Genomic DNA, 17,139 nt, shown 5'->3' with positions numbered 1-17,139 from the left:
GCGCACGCCGATGGGCGCGCGCATGCCTGTCCGGCAAAGGGCACGGGGATGGGTGGTCGGTTCCCCCGGTTCCATGGCCCGGCCTGGCGCGTGTTCTCCCCTCCGCGCCGTCGGACCGGCGGACTATTGATATCACCTGTGGCGGTCTGCCCCGAACGCGGGTTGAACGCCCGTCAGGGTTGCTGTGCCCGCTGAAGCGAGTCTCCTCGGGAAGTTCCGGCTTGTCCCGTTCAGCTATACGATCTGCTGCGCGTTGCGGCACCTGCCGGGACGCACAGGTCCGTAGGGACCTGCAGAATTTTGAGGGGATATGACCAACAAGAGAAGATGGCCGCTTCGGGCGGCCCGAGCGCGTTCTGTGGGCGTGATGACCACCGCCCTCGCGCTCGCGACAGGTGTGCTGGGCGCATCTGTCCTGGGGGCGGCACCCGCGCTGGCCGATCCGGCCGTTCAGGCCGCGAGCGAGCGGGCACAGGTCCTCGAGCTCTGGCAGACGGGCGGCCGGGCCACCCGCGCAGCAGCCGAGAAGGCCCTGCTCGGCACGGACGAACAGGTGAAGGACTTCCTGGGCAACAAGCGCAAGACGGTCCAGCTGGAGGATGACCGCTTCACGGCCCTCCGGCTGCTGGGAACGAGCGGCAAGGGCGTCCGCGACGGGGCGCAGAAGGCCCTGGACGGTTCTCCCGAGGAGCTCAGGAAGTTCCTGGAGTCCGGATGGGAAGCGCCGTACAAGGACGACCTGAAGCTCACCGTCCTCAGGCTGATGGACGCCGGCGGCAAGAGCATGAAGAGCGCGGGGCAGAAGGCCCTCGACGACGGCTCGCTCGACGCGTTGCGCACCTTCCTGTTCGAGGGTCAGGGCAAGGCACAGTTCAACGACGACCGGGCCGCCGCCCTGAAGATCATTTCCTCGGGCGGTCCGGCGGTGCAGAAGGCGGGCAACGACGCCCTCGACGGATCCGCCCAGGACCTCAGGGAATTCCTGACCGACGGTGTCTTCCTCGCTCAGGCGCGTGACCGAGAGAAGATGACGCTCAGCCAGCTCGCCGACGCCGCGGCAGCGGCGAGCAAGCAGGCCAAGCAGGAGACGCAGGCCGCCAAGGAAGCGGCGGACCGTGCGGTGGCCGCTGCAGCAGAGGCCAAGAAGGCCGCTCTGAAGGCCGCCGAAGAGATGAAGGCGGCCAAGCACTCCGCAGACCGGGCAGCCGCAGCGGCGAGCAATGCTGCCGAGGCCGCCAGCGCGGCCGCCGACGCCGCACAGACCGCCATCGACGCGGCGAGTGCCGCCCACTCGGCAGCCCGTGTCGCGGCGAATGCGGCGTCGAACGCCGCCTACCTGGCGGCTGCGGCGGGAGAGGCCGCCGCGCGCGCCTACAACTCCGCGAACGCCGCGGCCGGTGACGCCGGACAGGCTGCGGCAGCCCGCCAGGCGGCCGAGGAAGCCCGCGGTGCGGCCGCGAACGCCGAGAAGGCCGTCGACGCACTCGACTACGCCCTGTCGGCAGTGAACGAAGCCACCACGGCTGCCCGAGCGGCGGCCAGCGCCGGTGCCAACGCCGCTGCCGCTGCGGAGGCCGCTGCGGAGGCCGGTGGCCTCTCGGAGGAAGCAGCAGCCGAGGCGGAGCGCGCGAACGCCGCCGCCTCCCGGGCCCGCGCGGCGGCGAACGCGGCCGACCGTGCGGCGAGCGCCGCCGAGTCCCTGGCCTCCCAAGCGGCAGCCGCGGCGAGTGAAGCCCGCCGAGCCGCACGTGACGCGGCCAACCACGCGCGTGCCGCGGCAGCTGCCGCGGACGAGGCGGCGGCTCAGGCCGGAAAGGCTGCCAAGGACGCGCAGAAGGCGAAGAACCACGCCGAGGCGGCGACGAGGGCGGCCGACAACGCCGCCGACGCGGCCGGCAAGGCGAACGCCGTCGAGGAGACGGCGCGCAAGTCCGAGGCCACGGTGCTCGAGGCCAGGCGCGTCAAGGCCGTCCAGATGGCCGAGGAGATGCGCAAGGCGTACGACGCCCAGCAGGCCGCGGCGACCGACGGGCAGGCCGAGGCCGCCCGCGTGGACGCGGACACGCAGAAGCTGCTCGCCGACGCGGTCAAGCCCGGCACGAGCACCTCCGACGCCGTTGCGATCGGCCGCAAGGCGGCGCTGCGCATGGTGGACGCCGGCGGCCCGTGGACCCAGGAGGCCGCGACGGCTGCCCTCACGGGTACGGACGCGAACGTCCTCGAATGGGTGCGCTCCGGTCGTCAGGTCGCCGTCGAGCAGGACGACCGCGCTCGCGTGGCCTACCTGGCCAAGTCGGGCAAGCCCGCGCTGAGCCAGGCGGCGACGACCGCGCTCAAGGGTTCCGGCAAGGACGCCGAGAACTTCCTCCGAAGCGGCCAGTTCGCGCCGCAGAGCGACGACATGCGCGCCCAGATCCTGAAGATCATGGACGCGGGCGGTCGCTCCGTGAAGGACGCCGGCAGCAAGGCCCTCGACGCCAAGACCCCGCAGGCCTACAACGAATTCCTTCGGACCGGCCAGTTCAAGGCGCGGTGGGAGGACGACCGCGCCGAGGCGCTGAAGCTCAGGGAAAAGGGCGGCGACAACATGAAGGCGGCGGCCGACGTCGCCCTCGCCGGCCCGCCGCAGCTGGCCCGTGAATTCGTGGCCTTCGGCCAGTACAAGGCCGCCAAGTGGGACTACGACACGGCAGTCCACGTGGCCGACATGCGAAGGATCGTCGCGGACGCGGCCCGCTCCGCCGCCACGGCCCGCCAGAACGCCGCCAAGGCGACGGAGTACGCGGTCAACGCGGCGGGCGCAGCTACTGAGGCCAAGCAGTGGGCCGACAAGGCCAGCACCTACGCCAAGCAGGCCGCGGACTACGCCAACCAGGCGCGGGAGTCGGCCAACCAGGCCACCGCATCCGCGGAGAGCGCAGCGAACTCCGCGAAGCAGGCACGCAGCGCCGCGGAGTCGGCCAAGTCCGACGCGGCGGCCGCCGAGCAGTCCGCACAGTGGGCCAACTACTCGGCCGGCCAGGCGGCGGCGTACGCCAGCGACGCGTACGCGTCGGCGAGCCGGGCGCAGGCCTCGGCGCTCGCTGCCGGACGGGATGCCGAGGCGGCAAACACTGCCGCCGTCGAGGCACGCACGATCGCGGTCGAGAAGGTGCTCGCGGACATTTGGGACTCGCTCGGCAGCAAGGGTGATGCGAACGCCATCGCGGCCAATGGTCGGGGGAGCAAGGACCGGCCTCTCAACTCAGAGGGGGAACCCAAATACGGTTCGGCCAGCCTGTGGGACTTCGTCAACGGCAAGTTCGGTGCAATGATCGACAGCGTGGCCGGTGGTTCGGCCATCGCATGCAGTGGCTCAACACCCCTGGCCTGCCGTCTGTATGGTGTCTGGCTGTCGAAGGCCGGTGGCGAGTACAGCCTCGGATCCGGCGACATGGATCGCTTGGTGAGGGACGGGTCGTTCAGGGACAACGTCGATGGTGCCGTCAACGAAATCGTCAAGAGGGAAGCGCTGGGGAAATGCGCACCCGGAACGACTTGTACTGTGAAGCTGGATACCCTGTGGCAGGGACACAGTTGGGGCGCGAGCTGGGCTGACAGGGATTACTATCTCGCCTACCGACACCTGAACTGGCGGGCCTCCGGGAACCTGCAATTGACCGTCGGTAAGGACGGCAAGGCAAAGGTATCCGGTGAATACGGCCTCGAAGTCAGCAAGCGTTACAACTTCGATGGCAACGAGTTTGCGGCGGGTTTCCTTCCGCTGTACGGCTTTGCTCAGGCCCCGCGGTTCAAGCTTGCCCGTAACTACGACATCTACGGTGGCAAGCGCGTGCAGATAGATCAGGAGGTTCGCTAAAGGCAGAGAGTGCTCGACCAGAACCATTCGTACGTCAAGGAGGGCGGATCGTGTCGACCTGTCTCATGTCAGGGCATAAGAGGCCGGGGTTTGCCCGGCGGAACCGGTACGTCGCTGCCGTGTCAGCCCTTGCTGCCCTTGCGTTGACCAGCTGTGCGCTGGTGCGCGACGACAGCCTCGAGGACGTGCTGAAGGCCTTCCAGCTGCAGTTGCCGCAGTGCGAGGTCGACGGTACCAAGTACTCGGGTTCCGCGGTTCGTTCTGAAGAGCAGCTCAGCCTCAGCTTTCGGGCTCCCAGGGATTGCGTTGACGGGTATCTTCGTTCCCACGGGGAAGATCCGACGAAGCCCTCCCATTGGCCCTACGGAAAAGGCACGATGGACGGGGTGGAGCTTTCGCCCACTCGACCTCCTTTTTCCGGTGACGTTGCGAAGGACATGGGGTGGCGGTTCGACCCCGGTCGGACGTACGACAGCTACTCGTTCTTCGAAACGCCGAATGGTGCACGGTTCAAGGTCGTGGTCGATCCCACGGGAGACAAGCAAACCGTCTACATGACGTCCATTGCTTCACCTCAGCGGCGCAGCTGAATCTGCATGCCCGTATGCGCGCCCCCGGCCCAAGGGTCGGGGGCGCGCCTCGTTCTCCGCTACCACCCGTCAGTCAGCCGCATCGGCCGGCTGAAATCAGCACCGCCCCTGTTCACCCACTCCCGCAGCACGCCGGACTCGTCGTCGCGGGCCAGGAGGTGGGCCGTGCCGCCGCCGTAGAAGGTGCCGGCCGTGGTTTCGGAGTAGTGCCAGCCGCCCGTGAGGGGTTTGTCCTTGTCGGGGCGGGTGAAGGTGCCGTCGCCGTCGCCCTTCCAGAGGTAGAGGTGGTCGGCGGCGTCCTTGGCCAGCAGGTCCGGGCGGCCGTCTCCCGTGACGTCGCCCGCCGTCGTCTGGGTGTAGTTCCAGTCGCCCGACATGAACGTCGCATCGCTGAGGGTGCCGCCTCGTCGGCCCGTCCAGCGGTAGAGGTTGCCCTTTGCGTCGCGGGCCAGGATGTCGGCAACGCCGTCGCCGTTGAAGTCGCCGGCGGTCGTTTCCGTGCAGGTCCAGTCGGTGTGGATGACGCGGCGGGCCTCGAAGGTGCCGTTTCCTCGGCCGGGCCAGAGGTAGAGGTGGCCGTCGGGGCCCTTGGCGATCAGGTCCGGTTTGCCGTCGCCCGTGAAGTCGCCCGCTTCCGTTTCCGTGAAGTTCCAGCCGCCCGTGAGGGGCTTGTCCTTGCCGGGGCGGGTGAAGGTGCCGTCGCCGTCGCCCTTCCACAGGTAGAGGTCGGCGTTGGTGTCTCGGGCGACGAAGTCGGCAATTCCGTCACCCGTGAAGTCGGCTGCCGTTGTCTGGGAGTAGTTCGCGCTGAACGGGGTCGGCGGTACCGGGCCGGAGAGGGTGTCCGCCAGGGCCTGGGTGCCGTTGTCGGTGAAGTGGAGTTTGTCCGCGTCGGTGCGGTAGGCCGTGAAGAGCCGGGTCGGGTCCAGTGGATCCTGCGTCGCCCTGTCGAAGTCCACGACCGAGTCCACGTCCCGCGTCGTGCGGATGTAGGTGTTGACCTCTTGGCGCACCGCCTCCCGCTCCGGGCTGTAGCGGTGGAAGCCCTTGAACGCGGGGATCGTGGCGACCGTGATGGGCAGCCGTGCGGCGTGCGCGCGTTCCGCCAGTTGCCGGATGCCGGCGATCAGATCGGTGGCCTTTGCGTCGTTGACGATGTCGTTGATGCCCTCGTAGAGGACGACGGACTTCACGTTCGGCTGGGCCAGCACGTCGCGGTCGAAGCGGTCGAGCGCACTCACTCCGTATGCGGCGCGGGCGCCCGGGCCGAGGATGCGGTTGGCGGAGATGCCGGCGTTCGAGATGCCCATCGGTCGGCCCTGGGCGCGCAGGGCGCGCGCGTAGGCGTCGGTCCAGCGGCGGTTGGTGTTCGGTGTCGTGGCCGCGACGTCGGTCTGCGAGTCGCCGATGGCGACGACCGTGCCCGGGTTGCCGTCCGCCGTCACGTCCAGGCCGCTCAGGAAGGCCCAGTGGTTCCACGTGTCGGGGTAGTTCGCGCTGCCCACGTCGTCCGTGCGGTCCGCTGCGTCCGACCTGTACGACGTCGTCCAGGCGTCCGGGTGGTACGGCGCCGTCCGCACCGGATCCGGCAGGTGGACGCTCACCAGGAGGTCCTCGTCGGCCTTCACCGGGAAGGCCACCGGGTCGCTGTAGGCGCTCTGCCCGGGCTGCAGCACGAGCTGCCGGCTGCCCCCGAACGTCAGGGCCACGGGCCGGCCGGCGGTGGACGCGCCACCGGAGCGGTGGGCCAGAGTGGCGTGGCCGATGGTCACCGGGTCCTGGCTGAAGGTGTTGCTCAGCTGTATGCGTGCGGTGCTGCCGCCGATGGTCGTGTGGACGACCATGCGCAGCGTCTGACGTCCGGTCACCCCGGATTCCTCGGGAGGGGCCGCGGTGGTCAGCGCCGTGCCCCAGGACCTCGTCCAGGTCGGCTCCGGCGCGGGCTGTGCCGCCACCGCCATCGGCTGAACCGTCAGCGTTCCGCACGTGAGGAGCAGCACCGCGGCTGCTCGTGCCAGCCTCACCAGCCGTCCGCGAGGCGCAGGGGGCGGCTGAAGGTGGCGTTGCCCGTGTTGAGCCACTCGTGGAGGGCGCCGGTTGCGGGGTTCCGGCCGAGGAGGTGGGCGATGCCGCCCTTGCGGAGGGGGAAGGCGGTGACGTCCGCGTACGTCCAGCCTCCGGTGAGGTTCCGGGGTGCGGCGAAGGTGCCGTCGCCCCTGCCCGTCCAGAGGTGGAGCTTGCCGCCGGCGTCCTTGGCGAGGAGGTCGGCCTTGCCGTCACCTGTGAAGTCGGCCGCGACCGTCTCCGTGAAGTTCCATGTTTTTTGGACGAGGCGGGGGCTGCCGAAGGCGAGGTTCTTGCTGCCAGGCCACAGCTTCAAGTCGCCGTTGCCCTCGCGCGCGACCAGGTCCGGGACGCCGTCGCCCGTGAAGTCCGCCGCCACGGTCTGCGTGGACGTCCAGCCGCCCGCCACCTTCCGGGGCGTGGCGAAGGTGCCGTTGCCCTTGCCGGCCCACATCTGAAGGTTTCCGGCGGCGTCCTTGGCGAGGAGGTCGGCCTTGCCGTCGCCCGTGAAATCGGCGGCCACCGCCTCCGTGAAGTCCCAGTTCTGCATGATTCGCTTCGGGCTGCCGAAGGTGCCGTCACCGCGCGTGCTGTCGTCGACGTCCTTGTTGCCGGCGCGCAGCCGGAGTTCGCCGTTCGCCTCGCGGGTGACGAGGTCGGGGATGCCGTCGCCGGTGAAGTCGGCGGCCACGATTTCCGTCGTGCCTTGGGGGCCAGGGGGAGGGGGCGCAGTGGCCGTCGGGGCCGCCGTCGGGCTCGGGCTTGCGGTGGGGGCCGGTCCCGTCGGTACGGGGGAGCGGGCGGGGGCCACCGCGTCCGCAAGGGCCTGGTTGCCGTTGTCGGCGAAGTGCAGGCGGTCGTCGCCGCGGTTGTAGTAGGCGGCGAAGATTCGTGCGGGGTTCAGGGGGTCCCGCATGGCGGCGTCGAAGTCGACGTAGCCGTCGATGTCGCGCATGGTGCGGATGCGGTCGTTCAGGGCCTGCCGTTCGCGGTCCATTGCCGGGGTGTATTCCTTGAATCCCTTGAACGGCGGGATGGTCGCCACGGTGAAGGTGAGTTTCGCGGCGTGCGCCCGCGCGGCGAGTTGTCCGATGGCGGCTGCGAGGTCCGAGGCCGTCGCCTTGCCGAAGACGATGTCGTTGATGCCCTCGTAGAAAATGACCGACTTGACGTTGGTCTGCGCCAGCACGTCGCGGTCGAAGCGCTTCAGCGCGCTTTCCCCCCACTCGGCCGGGTCGCCGTCGCCGAGTATCCGGTTGCCGGATATGCCGGCGTTCACGACGCCCATCGGCTTTTCCCGGGCCTGCAGCACCCGCCCGTACGCGTTGGGCCAGCGGCGGTTGGCGTCGGTCGTCGTGTGTCCGCCGTCGGTCTGCGAGTCGCCTAGGAGGACGACCGTACCGCCGCTGCGCGCCATGACGTCGACGCCACTGAGGAAGGCCCAGTGCGTGAAGGACGTGGGGAAGCGGTTGCCCGCGGATTCCGCCGTACGGTCGGCTGCGTCGCCCGGCGCGGAGGCGAAGGACGTCGCCCGCGTGTAGTCGTGGAACGGGGCGCTGTTGACGCGGTCGGGCAGGTGGAGGCTGACCAGGAGGTTCTCGTCCGCCTTGACCGGGAACGCGGCCGGGTCGCTGTAGACGCTCCCGCCGGGCGCCAGGACGGTGCCCGGCGCGCCGCCGAACGTGAGGGGGAGCGGTGGCGCGTCCGCAGTGGCCCCGATGGACTGGCGGGCGATGGTGGCGCGCCCGATGGTCACCGGTTCGGTGCCGAAGGTGTTGACGAGGTGGATGCGGGCGGAGGCGCCGGCGATGCTGGTGTGGACGACCATGCGCAGCGTCTGCCGGCCGGTGACCTTGGACTGTGCGGCGGGGCCGGCCGTGGCCATGGCCGTGCCCCACGTCCGCGTCCACGTGGGCATGACCGTCCAGGCCCGCCCGACGGCTTCCGACTCGGTGCCGCCGAGCAGGGTCATGACCGGCCACACCAGCGCAGCGAGCGCCACGACGCAGGCGACGACGGCCAGGGGGAATCCCCGGCGCGGCCGTCGCCGGCGGGATCTGCGGCGCGCGCTGCCGTGGCGTGCCATCGGTGCTGTGTCTCCTCGTGGCTGAAGGTGTCCGGATGACCGGTGCTGCCAGGTGGCTGATCTCAATGCCTCACAGAATGATCACCCATCCGCAGAAACCCCCGTCATCCGGGCACCCTGTTACCAGCTGTCCGCGAGGCGGAGCGGACTGCTGAAGGAGGCCCCACCAAGGTCGAGCCACTCGTGGAGCACACCGGTCGCGTCGCTGCGCGCCATGAGGTGGGCGATGCCGCCCGTACGGAAGGGGACGGCTGAGGTCTGAGAGTAGTTCCAGTCGCTCAGCAGCTTCCGTTTGCGGCTGAAGTCACCGTTGCCCCCACCGGTCCACAGATACAGATCATTCGCCTGATCCTTGGCGATGAGATCAGATTTGCCGTCCCCGGTGAAATCTCCGGCCGTGGTCTGCGTGAAGTTCCAGCCACCGGTGAGTCGGACTTCCCGACTGAAACCGCCCTTTCCGTCACCCGTCCACAGGTGCAGATCGCCGCCGGCGTCGCGCGCGACGAGGTCGGCGTGGCCGTCCCCGGTGAAGTCGGCGGCCACGACTTCGGTGTACGCGAAGTCGCCCAGCAGCTTCCTCTTGCGGCTGAAGTCGCCGTTGCCGCCGCCCGCCCACAGGTAGAGGACGTTGTCATCGCCCTTGGCGATGATGTCCGCCTTTCCGTCCCCGGTGAAGTCGGCGGCAGCGGTCTGGGTGAAGTTCCAGCCGTCGGTCTGTTTCCTGACCTGGCCGAAGGTACCGTCGCCCTTGCTCCTGTCGTCGACGTCGGAATTGCCGGACCAGAAGTACAGGGGCGCGTTCCCCTCGTTCTTCCCACGGGCTATGGCATCGGGAATACCGTCGCCGGTGAAGTCCGCGACGGTCGTCTGGTCGTAGCGGGCGGTGGCATGCCGGGGTACGGGCGGCGGGGCGACGGAATCGGACAGCGCCTGGCTGCCGTTGTCACCGAAGTGGAGCCGGTCGTCGCCGCGGTTGTAGTAGGCCGCGAAGAGCCTGCTCGGGTCGAGCGGATCCCGGGAGGCCCGGTCGAAATCGACGTACGCGTCGATCTCGCCGGTACGGCGGATGTACTCGTTGACGTCCTGGCGGACCTGTTCCATACGGGCGTCGTACCGCCCGTACCCTCGGAAGGGCGGAATGGTGGCCGCAGTGAAGGTGATGCCCGCACTGCGCGCACGGGAGGCGAGCCGGCGGATGCCGCCGACGATGTCGGGGGCTGAGGCATTGCCGTAGACGATGTCGTTGATGCCCTGGTAGAGGATCACGGACTTGACGTTGGGCTGCTCCAGCACGTCCCGGTCGAAGCGGCCGATGGCGCTCTGCCCGTAGTCGGGGTGGTCGGTGAGCAGGAAGCCGCCGGATATGCCGGCATTGACGACGCCCATGGGCCGCTCCCGCGCCTGCAGGGCGCGCGCGTAGTCATCGCCCCAGCGGCGGTTGGCGTTGTCCGTGGTGTGCCCGCCGTCGGTCTGTGAATCGCCGAGGAGAACGGTGGTGCCGCCACTGTTGACCGACATGACGTCGACGCCGCTGAGAAAGGCCCAATAGGGGAAGGCCGTCCCGAAATTCTCGTTCCCGGCCTCGGCGCTGTGGTCCGCCGCGTCGCCGGGCGCAGTCGTGTACGAGCTGGTCAGCGTGTACGGGTGGAAGGGCGCCATCGCCACCGGGTCGGGGAGGTGGAGGCTGACCAGGAGATCCTCGTCCGCCTTGACGGAAAAGGCGGCCGGGTCACTGTCGATACTGCCGCCGGGCGGGAGCACGGTGCTCTGCTTGCCGCCGAAGGTGAGGGTGACGGGCGAGCCTGTGGCGGAACCGCCCTCGTCCCTGTTGGCGACGGTGGCGTGCCCGATGGTCACGGGCGTCGTGCTGAAGGTGTTGACGAGGTGGATGCGGGTGGCGGAGCCGGCGGTACTGGTGTGCACCACCATCCGCAGCGTCTGCTGCCCCCGCACCTGGGAGCCCCGCCGGTCGGACTTCTGCTTGCCGGGCGGCGCCGGCCACTCGGCGGGGGCGGCGATGGTCATGGCCGTACCCCACGTCCTGGTCCAGGCGGGGGCGGCGGCATCGGCGGGAACAGTGGTCAGTGCCGGAGAGAAGGCGGCGAGGACGAGCGTCAGGGCCGTGGCCCCGGGTCTCCAGCGGGAGAGCGGACGTGCCATGCGTACTGTCTCCTTCGAACTTCGACTTCGACAAGGAACGACGACAAGGAACGACGACAGGGGGCGCCGGCGTCCACGCGCCGGCGCCCCCTGTCGCTGATTCGGGGCGAGGTATCACCGCACCGTGACGGCGAATTCGGGCGACATCACCCCGCCACCCGTCATGCGCAGGGCGTTCTTGCCCTTGATACCGAGCTTCGCCCGCAGCGAGTACGCCGCGGCCTTGTTCAACGGCACGGTCGCCGGCAGGGACACCCACTTCTCGCCCTGCTTCTGCTGCAGGGTGACGGCGGTGCCCGGCTTGAGGCCGGTGGCCTTGCCGGTGATGCGGAACTCCTGCCAGGCCGCGACCGTGGTCGCACTGGCCTGCGCGGTGAGCGTGGGCGCGGGCGCGGGGGTGGTGGCGGCCGTCGCCGTGACGGCGGTGCCGGCCAGGAGGGCGGCGGTCAGGGTGCCCGTGAGGGCGAGGCGGCAGGTGCGGTTCATGGCGTGCTCCTCCCTGTAGCCGAGGGGGCTTCACTGGGGAACACGTGCTTCCAGAGGGCAGGGTTGAGTGCAGGTTCGGACAGATTTACGGACGGACTACGGACTACGGGCTACGGACCACGGACTACGACCCGGCGAACGTGAACGTCGAGTGCGCCGTCGTCAGTTGGGTGCCGTCGGGAGCGTAGGCCGTTACCTGCAACTGCCAGTGGACCGGCGGTGTCGGGACGATGAAGGTGGGCTTCCAGTCCGTGCTGTCCCAGTTCAGGGCCGGGGTGCTGATCGTGCTGTCGTCGCTCGTGCGGATCTTCGTGGCGTCGTTGTACGTGTACCACTTCACGTAGCCCGAGCGGCCCTTCAGGCCCGTCCAGGTCATGATGAGCTGCACCTTCGTCACCGTCGGGGTCACCGCGCCCATCGGGACGATGCTGGTGATCCGCGCCGAGACGCGCACCGGGGTGGGGGTGGGCGAGGGTGGCGTCGGGGGGATGGTCGTCGTCGTACTCAGGACCGGGGTGGGGCTCGGGCTCGGGGGCGGGGGGTGGTTCGGGGCGAAGGGGCCGGCCTGCATGATGGCCGGGATCGCCGCCGCCAGGACGATCGCCAGGCCTGCCGTCACCCAGTACGTCCACACCCTCGACCAGAAGCGGTTGTCCGGTGGGTGCGGTGGCATGGGCGGGTGCGGTGGGTGCGGGTCTCCGTCCTGCGGCATCGTGCTGTCCCCCCGGTGTGCTGCCCCGTACTTGGGAGGATGCTAGACCCGGAATCAACCATTCTGGCTGTCGCCGGCGGCAGTTGGGGGCGCGTACGACAGGACGCGCCCCCGCCCGCTCCCTTACGCGATCCGTGCCGCCGTGCCCGTCACGCGCACCCGCGGGTCGCCCTCGCGCAGTTCGACCTCCAGCAGGCCCGGGCGGCCCATGTCCGCTCCCTGGTGCAGGGTGAGGCGGGCGGACGGGCCGACAAAAGACAGCTCCCGCAGGTACGCGCCCAGGGCGGCCGCCGCGGCGCCCGTGGCCGGGTCCTCGACCACGCCGCCCACCGGGAAGGGGTCGCGGACGTGGAAGACGGACTCGCTCTCGCGCCAGAACAGCTGGACCGTCGTCAGGTCGTGGGCGCGCATCAGCGCCGCCAGGCGGTCGAAGTCGTAGGAGAGGTCCGCCAGTCGCTCCCGCGAGGCCGCCGCCAGGACGAGGTGGCGGGCGCCCGCGTACGCGATGCGCGGTGCGTACGCCGGGTCCAGGTCCGTCGCCGGCCAGTCCAGGGCCGCCAGCGCCTCGGTCACGACCTCCTGCGCCACCTCCTCGACGTGCGGTTCCACGCTCGTCAGCGTGGCGCGCAGCCGGCCGTCCCCGTCCCGGCCCACCTCCACCGGCACCGTTCCCGCCGGCGTCGCGAACACGTACGCGCCCGGGCCCCGGTGCTCCGCCAGGGCCACGGCCGTCGCCACGGTCGCGTGGCCGCAGAAGGAGACCTCGGCCAGCGGGCTGAAGAAGCGCAGCGTGAACGCGCGGTCCGGCTCGCCCAGGCCCTCCGGCGGTGCCGTCAGGAAGGCCGTCTCGCTGTAGCCGAGGTCGGCCGCGATCGCCAGCCGCGCCGTGTCGTCCAGGGCGGAGGCGTCCAGGACCACGCCCGCGGGGTTGCCGCCGTTCGGGTCGGAGGAGAAGGCCGTGTAGCGGAGCACGTTCGCGATCTCGGTGTTCGTCATGATCATGCTCAACCCGCCTCTCGCGTCACGCTATTCCCTCCCGTCGCATGCCGTCTCGCTCACACTTTCCCCGTAAGGGGCACCGGCCCATCGCGCTCATGACACCATGGGGGACATGACAAGCTCCGGTACCGCACCAGCCCCAGCCGCCACCCGCCGTACCGGACTCCTCGTCACGCTCATCCTTGGCGGCCTGACCGCCGTCCCCCCGCTGTCGATGGACATGTACCTCCCGGCGCTGCCCCAGGTCACCGATGCCCTGCACAGCCCCGCGGCCACCGTCCAGCTGACCCTGACCGCCTGCCTCATGGGCATGGCCCTCGGCCAGCTGGCCGTCGGGCCGATGAGCGACAAGTGGGGACGCCGCCGGCCGCTGCTCGCCGGAATGGTGGTGTACGTCCTGGCCACCGCCGTGTGCGCCGTCGCCCCGAACGCCGGCATGCTCGTCGCCTTCAGGCTCCTGCAGGGGCTCGCCGGAGCCGCGGGCATCGTCATCGCCCGGGCGATCGTCCGCGACCTGTACGACGGCGTGGCCATGGCCCGCTTCTTCTCCACCCTCATGCTGATCTCCGGCGTGGCCCCGGTGGTCGCCCCGCTCATCGGCGGCCAGATCCTGCGGGTGACCGACTGGCGCGGCGTCTTCGTCGTCCTCGCCGCCATCGGGGTCGTCCTGACCCTGCTCGTGTGGCGGCGGCTGGGCGAGACCCTGCCCGCCGAACGCCGTCAGCCGGGCGGCCTGAAGCCCGCTCTCCGCGCCATGGGCGGCCTGCTCGCCGACCGCGTCTTCACCGGCTACATGCTCGCCGGCGGCTTCGCGTTCGCCGCGCTCTTCGCGTACATCTCCGCCTCGCCCTTCGTCGTCCAGGACATCTACGGTGCCTCCCCGCAGACCTTCAGCCTGCTCTTCGGCGTGAACTCCATCGGCCTGGTCGCCGTCGGCCAGCTCAACGGCAAGGTGCTCGTCGGCCGGGTCTCCATGGACAAGGTCCTGGCCACCGGCCTGGTGATCATCACGGTGGCGGCCGCGGCCCTGCTCGTCATGACCTCGGGCCTGCTCGGCGACGCCGGGCTCGTCCCGGTCGCGGCCGGCCTGTTCGTGCTGATGTCGGCCATGGGCCTGGCCATGCCCAACACCAACGCCCAGGCCCTCATGCGCTCCCGCGACGCCGCCGGCTCCGCCTCGGCGCTGCTGGGCACCTCCACCTTCCTCCTCGGCGCCGTCGCCTCCCCGCTCGTCGGCATCGCCGGCGAGCACACGGCCGTGCCGATGGCCGCCGTCCAGCTCGGCTGCGCCCTCGCCGCCCTGGCGTGCTTCGCGGGGCTGTGCCGGCCGTGGCAGGGGACGGGCGCTGCCGGGACGGCCCCCGCCGAGCGGACCGTCGCCCCGGAGCCTTCCGCAACCGAACGCGCATAGAAAACGCGCATAGAATTCGCCAAATGCACGCCCCCGCACACCCGCCGACCGGCGAGACCCTGCGCACCGCCCTCGCCGGCCTCCTGGACGGGCTGCCGCCCCGGCAGGCCACCGCGGCCGTCGAGCGGCTGATCGCCAACTACAGGGGGCGCACCCCCACCCACACGCCGGTCCTGCGCGACCGCTCCGACGTGGTCGCGTACGCCGCGTACCGCATGCCGGCCACCTTCGAGGCCGTACGGTCCGCGTTGGAGGCGTTCCGCGACCGGATGCCGCAGTGGGAGCCGGCCTCCCACGTGGACATCGGCGGCGGTACGGGCGCGGCGACCTGGGCCGTCGCGGCGGCCTGGCCGCAGGGGCAGCGCGAGACCACCGTCCTGGACTGGGCCGAACCCGCCCTCGCCCTCGGCGCCGAGCTGGCCCGCGGCGCCGCGTCGGAGCCGGCGCTGCGCGCCGCGCGCTGGCAGCGGCAGGCGATCGGCGCGGGCCTGGCCCTGCCCGCCGGCACCGACCTGGTCACCGTCTCCTACGTGCTCGGCGAGCTGACCGAGGCCGACCGGGGCGCCGTCACCGACGCCGCGGCCGCCGCGGCGCAGGCCGTGGTGCTGATCGAACCCGGCACGCCCGACGGCTACCTGCGGATCATCGCCGCCCGCGACCGGCTGATCGCCGCCGGCTTCCGTGTCGTCGCCCCCTGCCCGCACAGCGCCGCCTGCCCCATCGAGCGGGGCACGGACTGGTGCCACTTCTCGGCCCGGGTGAGCCGCTCGTCGCTGCACCGGCAGGTCAAGGGCGGTTCGCTGGCGTACGAGGACGAGAAGTTCTCGTACGTGGCCGCCGTGCGGGAGGCGGCCGTCCCCGAGGCCCCCGCGCGCATCGTGCGCCGGCCGCAGATCCGCAAGGGCCAGGTCCTGCTGGAGCTGTGCACGCCCGAGGACGGCCTGACCCGCGAGACGGTCACCAAGCGCCACGGCCCCCTCTACCGGGCCGCGCGCGACGCGGACTGGGGCGACGAGTGGCCCCCGCCGGGCGCGGGCGAGGACGAGTAGCGCCGTCCGGCGGATCTTCGTCGCGGGGTGGTGTCGGTCTGCGGCTGCCGCCGCGTGGGCGCGACACGGCGCCCCGTCTGCGGGCGCGTCGTGGCTTGTCGCGCAGTTCCCCGCGCCCCTGACGGGGCACTGCACCAGCCCACGGCGCCCCCCCAGGGGCGCGGGGCAGTGCCGATCTGCGGCTGCCGCCGCGTGGGCGCGATCGGCCACCGACGGCCCGCAGTCGACGCGCCGGCCCGAGGCCCGGGCGCAGCACGGCACCCTGCCTGACGGGGCGCCCGTGGTGCCCCGCGACGAAGATCCGCCGGAGCCGCGCCCCGGGCGGGGCCCGGCACGGCTCTCGCTCGCCTGCGTAAACGTGTTGTTCCGGCGCGCGGCGGGCTGTTACGGTCGCGCCGCGCGGGAAGCGCGCGGTCGCACCGGACAAGGGAGGTTGATGAATATGGCCGTCGACGGCCGTCTTCAGCATGCCCTTTTCCGGCCCGCGCCCTAGAGGCGGGTGCGCGCCGGTTGTTCCGACGACCAGGAGCACCACGTGACTTCCGATTCCACCCGCAATGAGCTGACCACCGACCGTCTCGTTCTTCGGCCCTGGGACCTCTCCGAGGTCGCCGCCGTCATCGGCACCGCCAGGTCGGTGGACTGGGCGGACGACTTCCCCGCCGAAGGTGACCGCGTCATAGCGGGTCTCTTCGGTGACAACCCCGGCTGGCTCGGCGCACACGGCCACCGGCTGATCGTCGAGCGCGCCGGCGGCCTGGTGGTGGGCTCGATCGGCCTGTTCTGGCCGCCGACCGAGGGAACCGTCGAGATCGGGTACGGCATCGTGCCCTCCCGCCGCGGCCGCGGCTACGCCTCCGAGGCCGCCCGGGCGCTCGCCGCGTACGCCCTGACCGCGCCGGGCGTCCACACGGTGACGGCCACCGTGGAGCTGTCCAACCCGGCCTCCGTCCGCGTCCTGGAGAAGGCCGGCTTCCGGCGGTGGACCGCCGACGAGGGCGTGGTCCGCTTCAGGCTCACGGCGCAGGACCGTCAGCAGCGGTGACCCGGTAGGGGGCGCCGGCCGGCACTCCGGCCGGCGCCCCGCCGTTGTCATAGGTGCGTGGGACGATGAAGGCGTACGCAGCCAGCAGCCCGCCCCCAGCAGGAGCCATGTCATGGACTACGCCCGGATGCGCGCCATCGCCGAGGAGCTGATGAAGCACGCCCCCGAGCCCATCAAGGGCTTCGAGATCACCGGCGACGGGATCTACATGATGATGTCGCCGTCCAGGTTCCACGACTTCAACGTGATGCGCCTCGGCCGGCAGCTGGACCGGCAGCTGCCCGAAGGGCTCGTGCCCTTCCCGGGCGGCGACATCGAGGACCCGTCGCTGGGCAAGCTCCGGCGCCCGGATCTGATCGTCGTCGCGGACGAGGTGTTTGGGGAGGAGAACGAGCCGTTCAACCCGCGCGATCTGTCCCTGGTCGCCGAGGTCGTCTCGCCGGGCAACCACAGCAACGACTACACGTCGAAGATGGACGAGTACCCGGCGATGGGCATCCCGCTGTACCTCCTCGTCGACCCCCGCAAGGGGACGGGGGCGGTGCTGTCCGACCCCGGCCCCGGCCCCGATGGGCGGCCCTGCTACCGCACTCGGCACGACTACGTCTTCGGTGACAAGATCACCGTCGGTGAGTGGACGGTCGACACCTCGGAGTTCCGTACGTACGCCCCGTAAGG

At 70.9% G+C, this 17,139-nt stretch carries 12 protein-coding genes; 6 read left to right on the top strand and 6 right to left on the bottom strand.

What is annotated here, in order from left to right:
- Positions 1–367 precede the first annotated feature (367 nt).
- Entirely contained in the window at positions 368–3,859 is a 3,492-nt protein-coding gene (locus AB0K17_RS16085; protein ID WP_365983281.1) for an ALF repeat-containing protein, read from the top strand.
- 119 nt (positions 3,860–3,978) lie between these two features.
- Positions 3,979–4,449: a hypothetical protein gene (locus AB0K17_RS16080; protein ID WP_365965488.1), complete on the top strand. Its 471-nt coding sequence runs from the start codon at positions 3,979–3,981 to the stop codon at positions 4,447–4,449.
- 59 nt (positions 4,450–4,508) lie between these two features.
- Here AB0K17_RS16080 and AB0K17_RS16075 read toward each other — a convergent pair whose 3' ends face one another.
- The 6 genes from AB0K17_RS16075 to AB0K17_RS16050 all read right to left on the bottom strand — a co-directional run bounded on the left by AB0K17_RS16075 (position 4,509) and on the right by AB0K17_RS16050 (position 12,953).
- Positions 4,509–6,317 (bottom strand): FG-GAP-like repeat-containing protein, encoded by a 1,809-nt coding sequence (locus AB0K17_RS16075; protein ID WP_365965489.1) that lies wholly within the window; start codon positions 6,315–6,317, stop codon positions 4,509–4,511.
- 152 nt (positions 6,318–6,469) lie between these two features.
- Positions 6,470–8,599 (bottom strand): FG-GAP-like repeat-containing protein, encoded by a 2,130-nt coding sequence (locus AB0K17_RS16070; protein ID WP_365965490.1) that lies wholly within the window; start codon positions 8,597–8,599, stop codon positions 6,470–6,472.
- Between the two features lie 120 nt (positions 8,600–8,719).
- Complete coding sequence (locus tag AB0K17_RS16065) at positions 8,720–10,759, bottom strand: FG-GAP-like repeat-containing protein (RefSeq protein WP_365965491.1); 2,040 nt, start codon at positions 10,757–10,759, stop codon at positions 8,720–8,722.
- A gap of 114 nt (positions 10,760–10,873) precedes the next feature.
- Positions 10,874–11,245, bottom strand: coding sequence for a hypothetical protein (locus AB0K17_RS16060; RefSeq protein WP_365965492.1), 372 nt, complete (start codon positions 11,243–11,245; stop codon positions 10,874–10,876).
- 124 nt (positions 11,246–11,369) lie between these two features.
- Entirely contained in the window at positions 11,370–11,918 is a 549-nt protein-coding gene (locus AB0K17_RS16055) for a hypothetical protein (protein ID WP_365983280.1), read from the bottom strand.
- Positions 11,919–12,080: 162 nt separating this feature from the next.
- Positions 12,081–12,953 carry a PhzF family phenazine biosynthesis isomerase gene (locus AB0K17_RS16050; protein WP_365965564.1) on the bottom strand — a complete coding sequence of 291 codons (873 nt, stop codon included), beginning with the start codon at positions 12,951–12,953 and terminating at the stop codon, positions 12,081–12,083.
- Positions 12,954–13,068: 115 nt separating this feature from the next.
- On the opposite strand from AB0K17_RS16050, the gene AB0K17_RS16045 reads away from it, so the two are divergent.
- The 4 genes from AB0K17_RS16045 (at position 13,069) to AB0K17_RS16030 (ending at position 17,137) form a co-directional block, all read left to right on the top strand.
- Complete coding sequence (locus AB0K17_RS16045) at positions 13,069–14,367, top strand: multidrug effflux MFS transporter (RefSeq protein WP_365965494.1); 1,299 nt, start codon at positions 13,069–13,071, stop codon at positions 14,365–14,367.
- Between the two features lie 23 nt (positions 14,368–14,390).
- A complete protein-coding gene (locus tag AB0K17_RS16040; RefSeq protein WP_365983279.1) occupies positions 14,391–15,416 on the top strand; it encodes a small ribosomal subunit Rsm22 family protein in 1,026 nt (341 codons plus the stop codon).
- Positions 15,417–15,951: 535 nt separating this feature from the next.
- Positions 15,952–16,461, top strand: coding sequence for a GNAT family N-acetyltransferase (locus AB0K17_RS16035; protein WP_365965496.1), 510 nt, complete (start codon positions 15,952–15,954; stop codon positions 16,459–16,461).
- Positions 16,462–16,573: 112 nt separating this feature from the next.
- Positions 16,574–17,137: a Uma2 family endonuclease gene (locus AB0K17_RS16030; protein ID WP_365965497.1), complete on the top strand. Its 564-nt coding sequence runs from the start codon at positions 16,574–16,576 to the stop codon at positions 17,135–17,137.
- The last annotated feature ends 2 nt before the right edge of the window (positions 17,138–17,139 follow it).

The sequence above is a fragment of the Streptomyces sp. NPDC049585 genome, from assembly GCF_040675615.1.
Lineage (GTDB): Bacteria > Actinomycetota > Actinomycetes > Streptomycetales > Streptomycetaceae > Streptomyces > Streptomyces luteosporeus.
This window is presented reverse-complemented; position numbering and strand designations above follow the sequence as displayed.

Bases quoted from the DNA above. Each gene is read 5' to 3' on its own strand.
- AB0K17_RS16085 (WP_365983281.1), top strand. From the start codon at position 368: ATGACCACCGCCCTCGCGCTCGCGACAGGTGTGCTGGGCGCATCTGTC.
- AB0K17_RS16070 (WP_365965490.1), bottom strand. From the start codon at position 8,599: ATGGCACGCCACGGCAGCGCGCGCCGCAGATCCCGCCGGCGACGGCCG.
- AB0K17_RS16065 (WP_365965491.1), bottom strand. From the start codon at position 10,759: ATGGCACGTCCGCTCTCCCGCTGGAGACCCGGGGCCACGGCCCTGACG.
- AB0K17_RS16060 (WP_365965492.1), bottom strand. From the start codon at position 11,245: ATGAACCGCACCTGCCGCCTCGCCCTCACGGGCACCCTGACCGCCGCC.
- AB0K17_RS16055 (WP_365983280.1), bottom strand. From the start codon at position 11,918: ATGCCACCGCACCCACCGGACAACCGCTTCTGGTCGAGGGTGTGGACG.
- AB0K17_RS16050 (WP_365965564.1), bottom strand. From the start codon at position 12,953: ATGACGAACACCGAGATCGCGAACGTGCTCCGCTACACGGCCTTCTCC.
- AB0K17_RS16045 (WP_365965494.1), top strand. From the start codon at position 13,069: ATGACAAGCTCCGGTACCGCACCAGCCCCAGCCGCCACCCGCCGTACC.
- AB0K17_RS16040 (WP_365983279.1), top strand. From the start codon at position 14,391: ATGCACGCCCCCGCACACCCGCCGACCGGCGAGACCCTGCGCACCGCC.
- AB0K17_RS16030 (WP_365965497.1), top strand. From the start codon at position 16,574: ATGGACTACGCCCGGATGCGCGCCATCGCCGAGGAGCTGATGAAGCAC.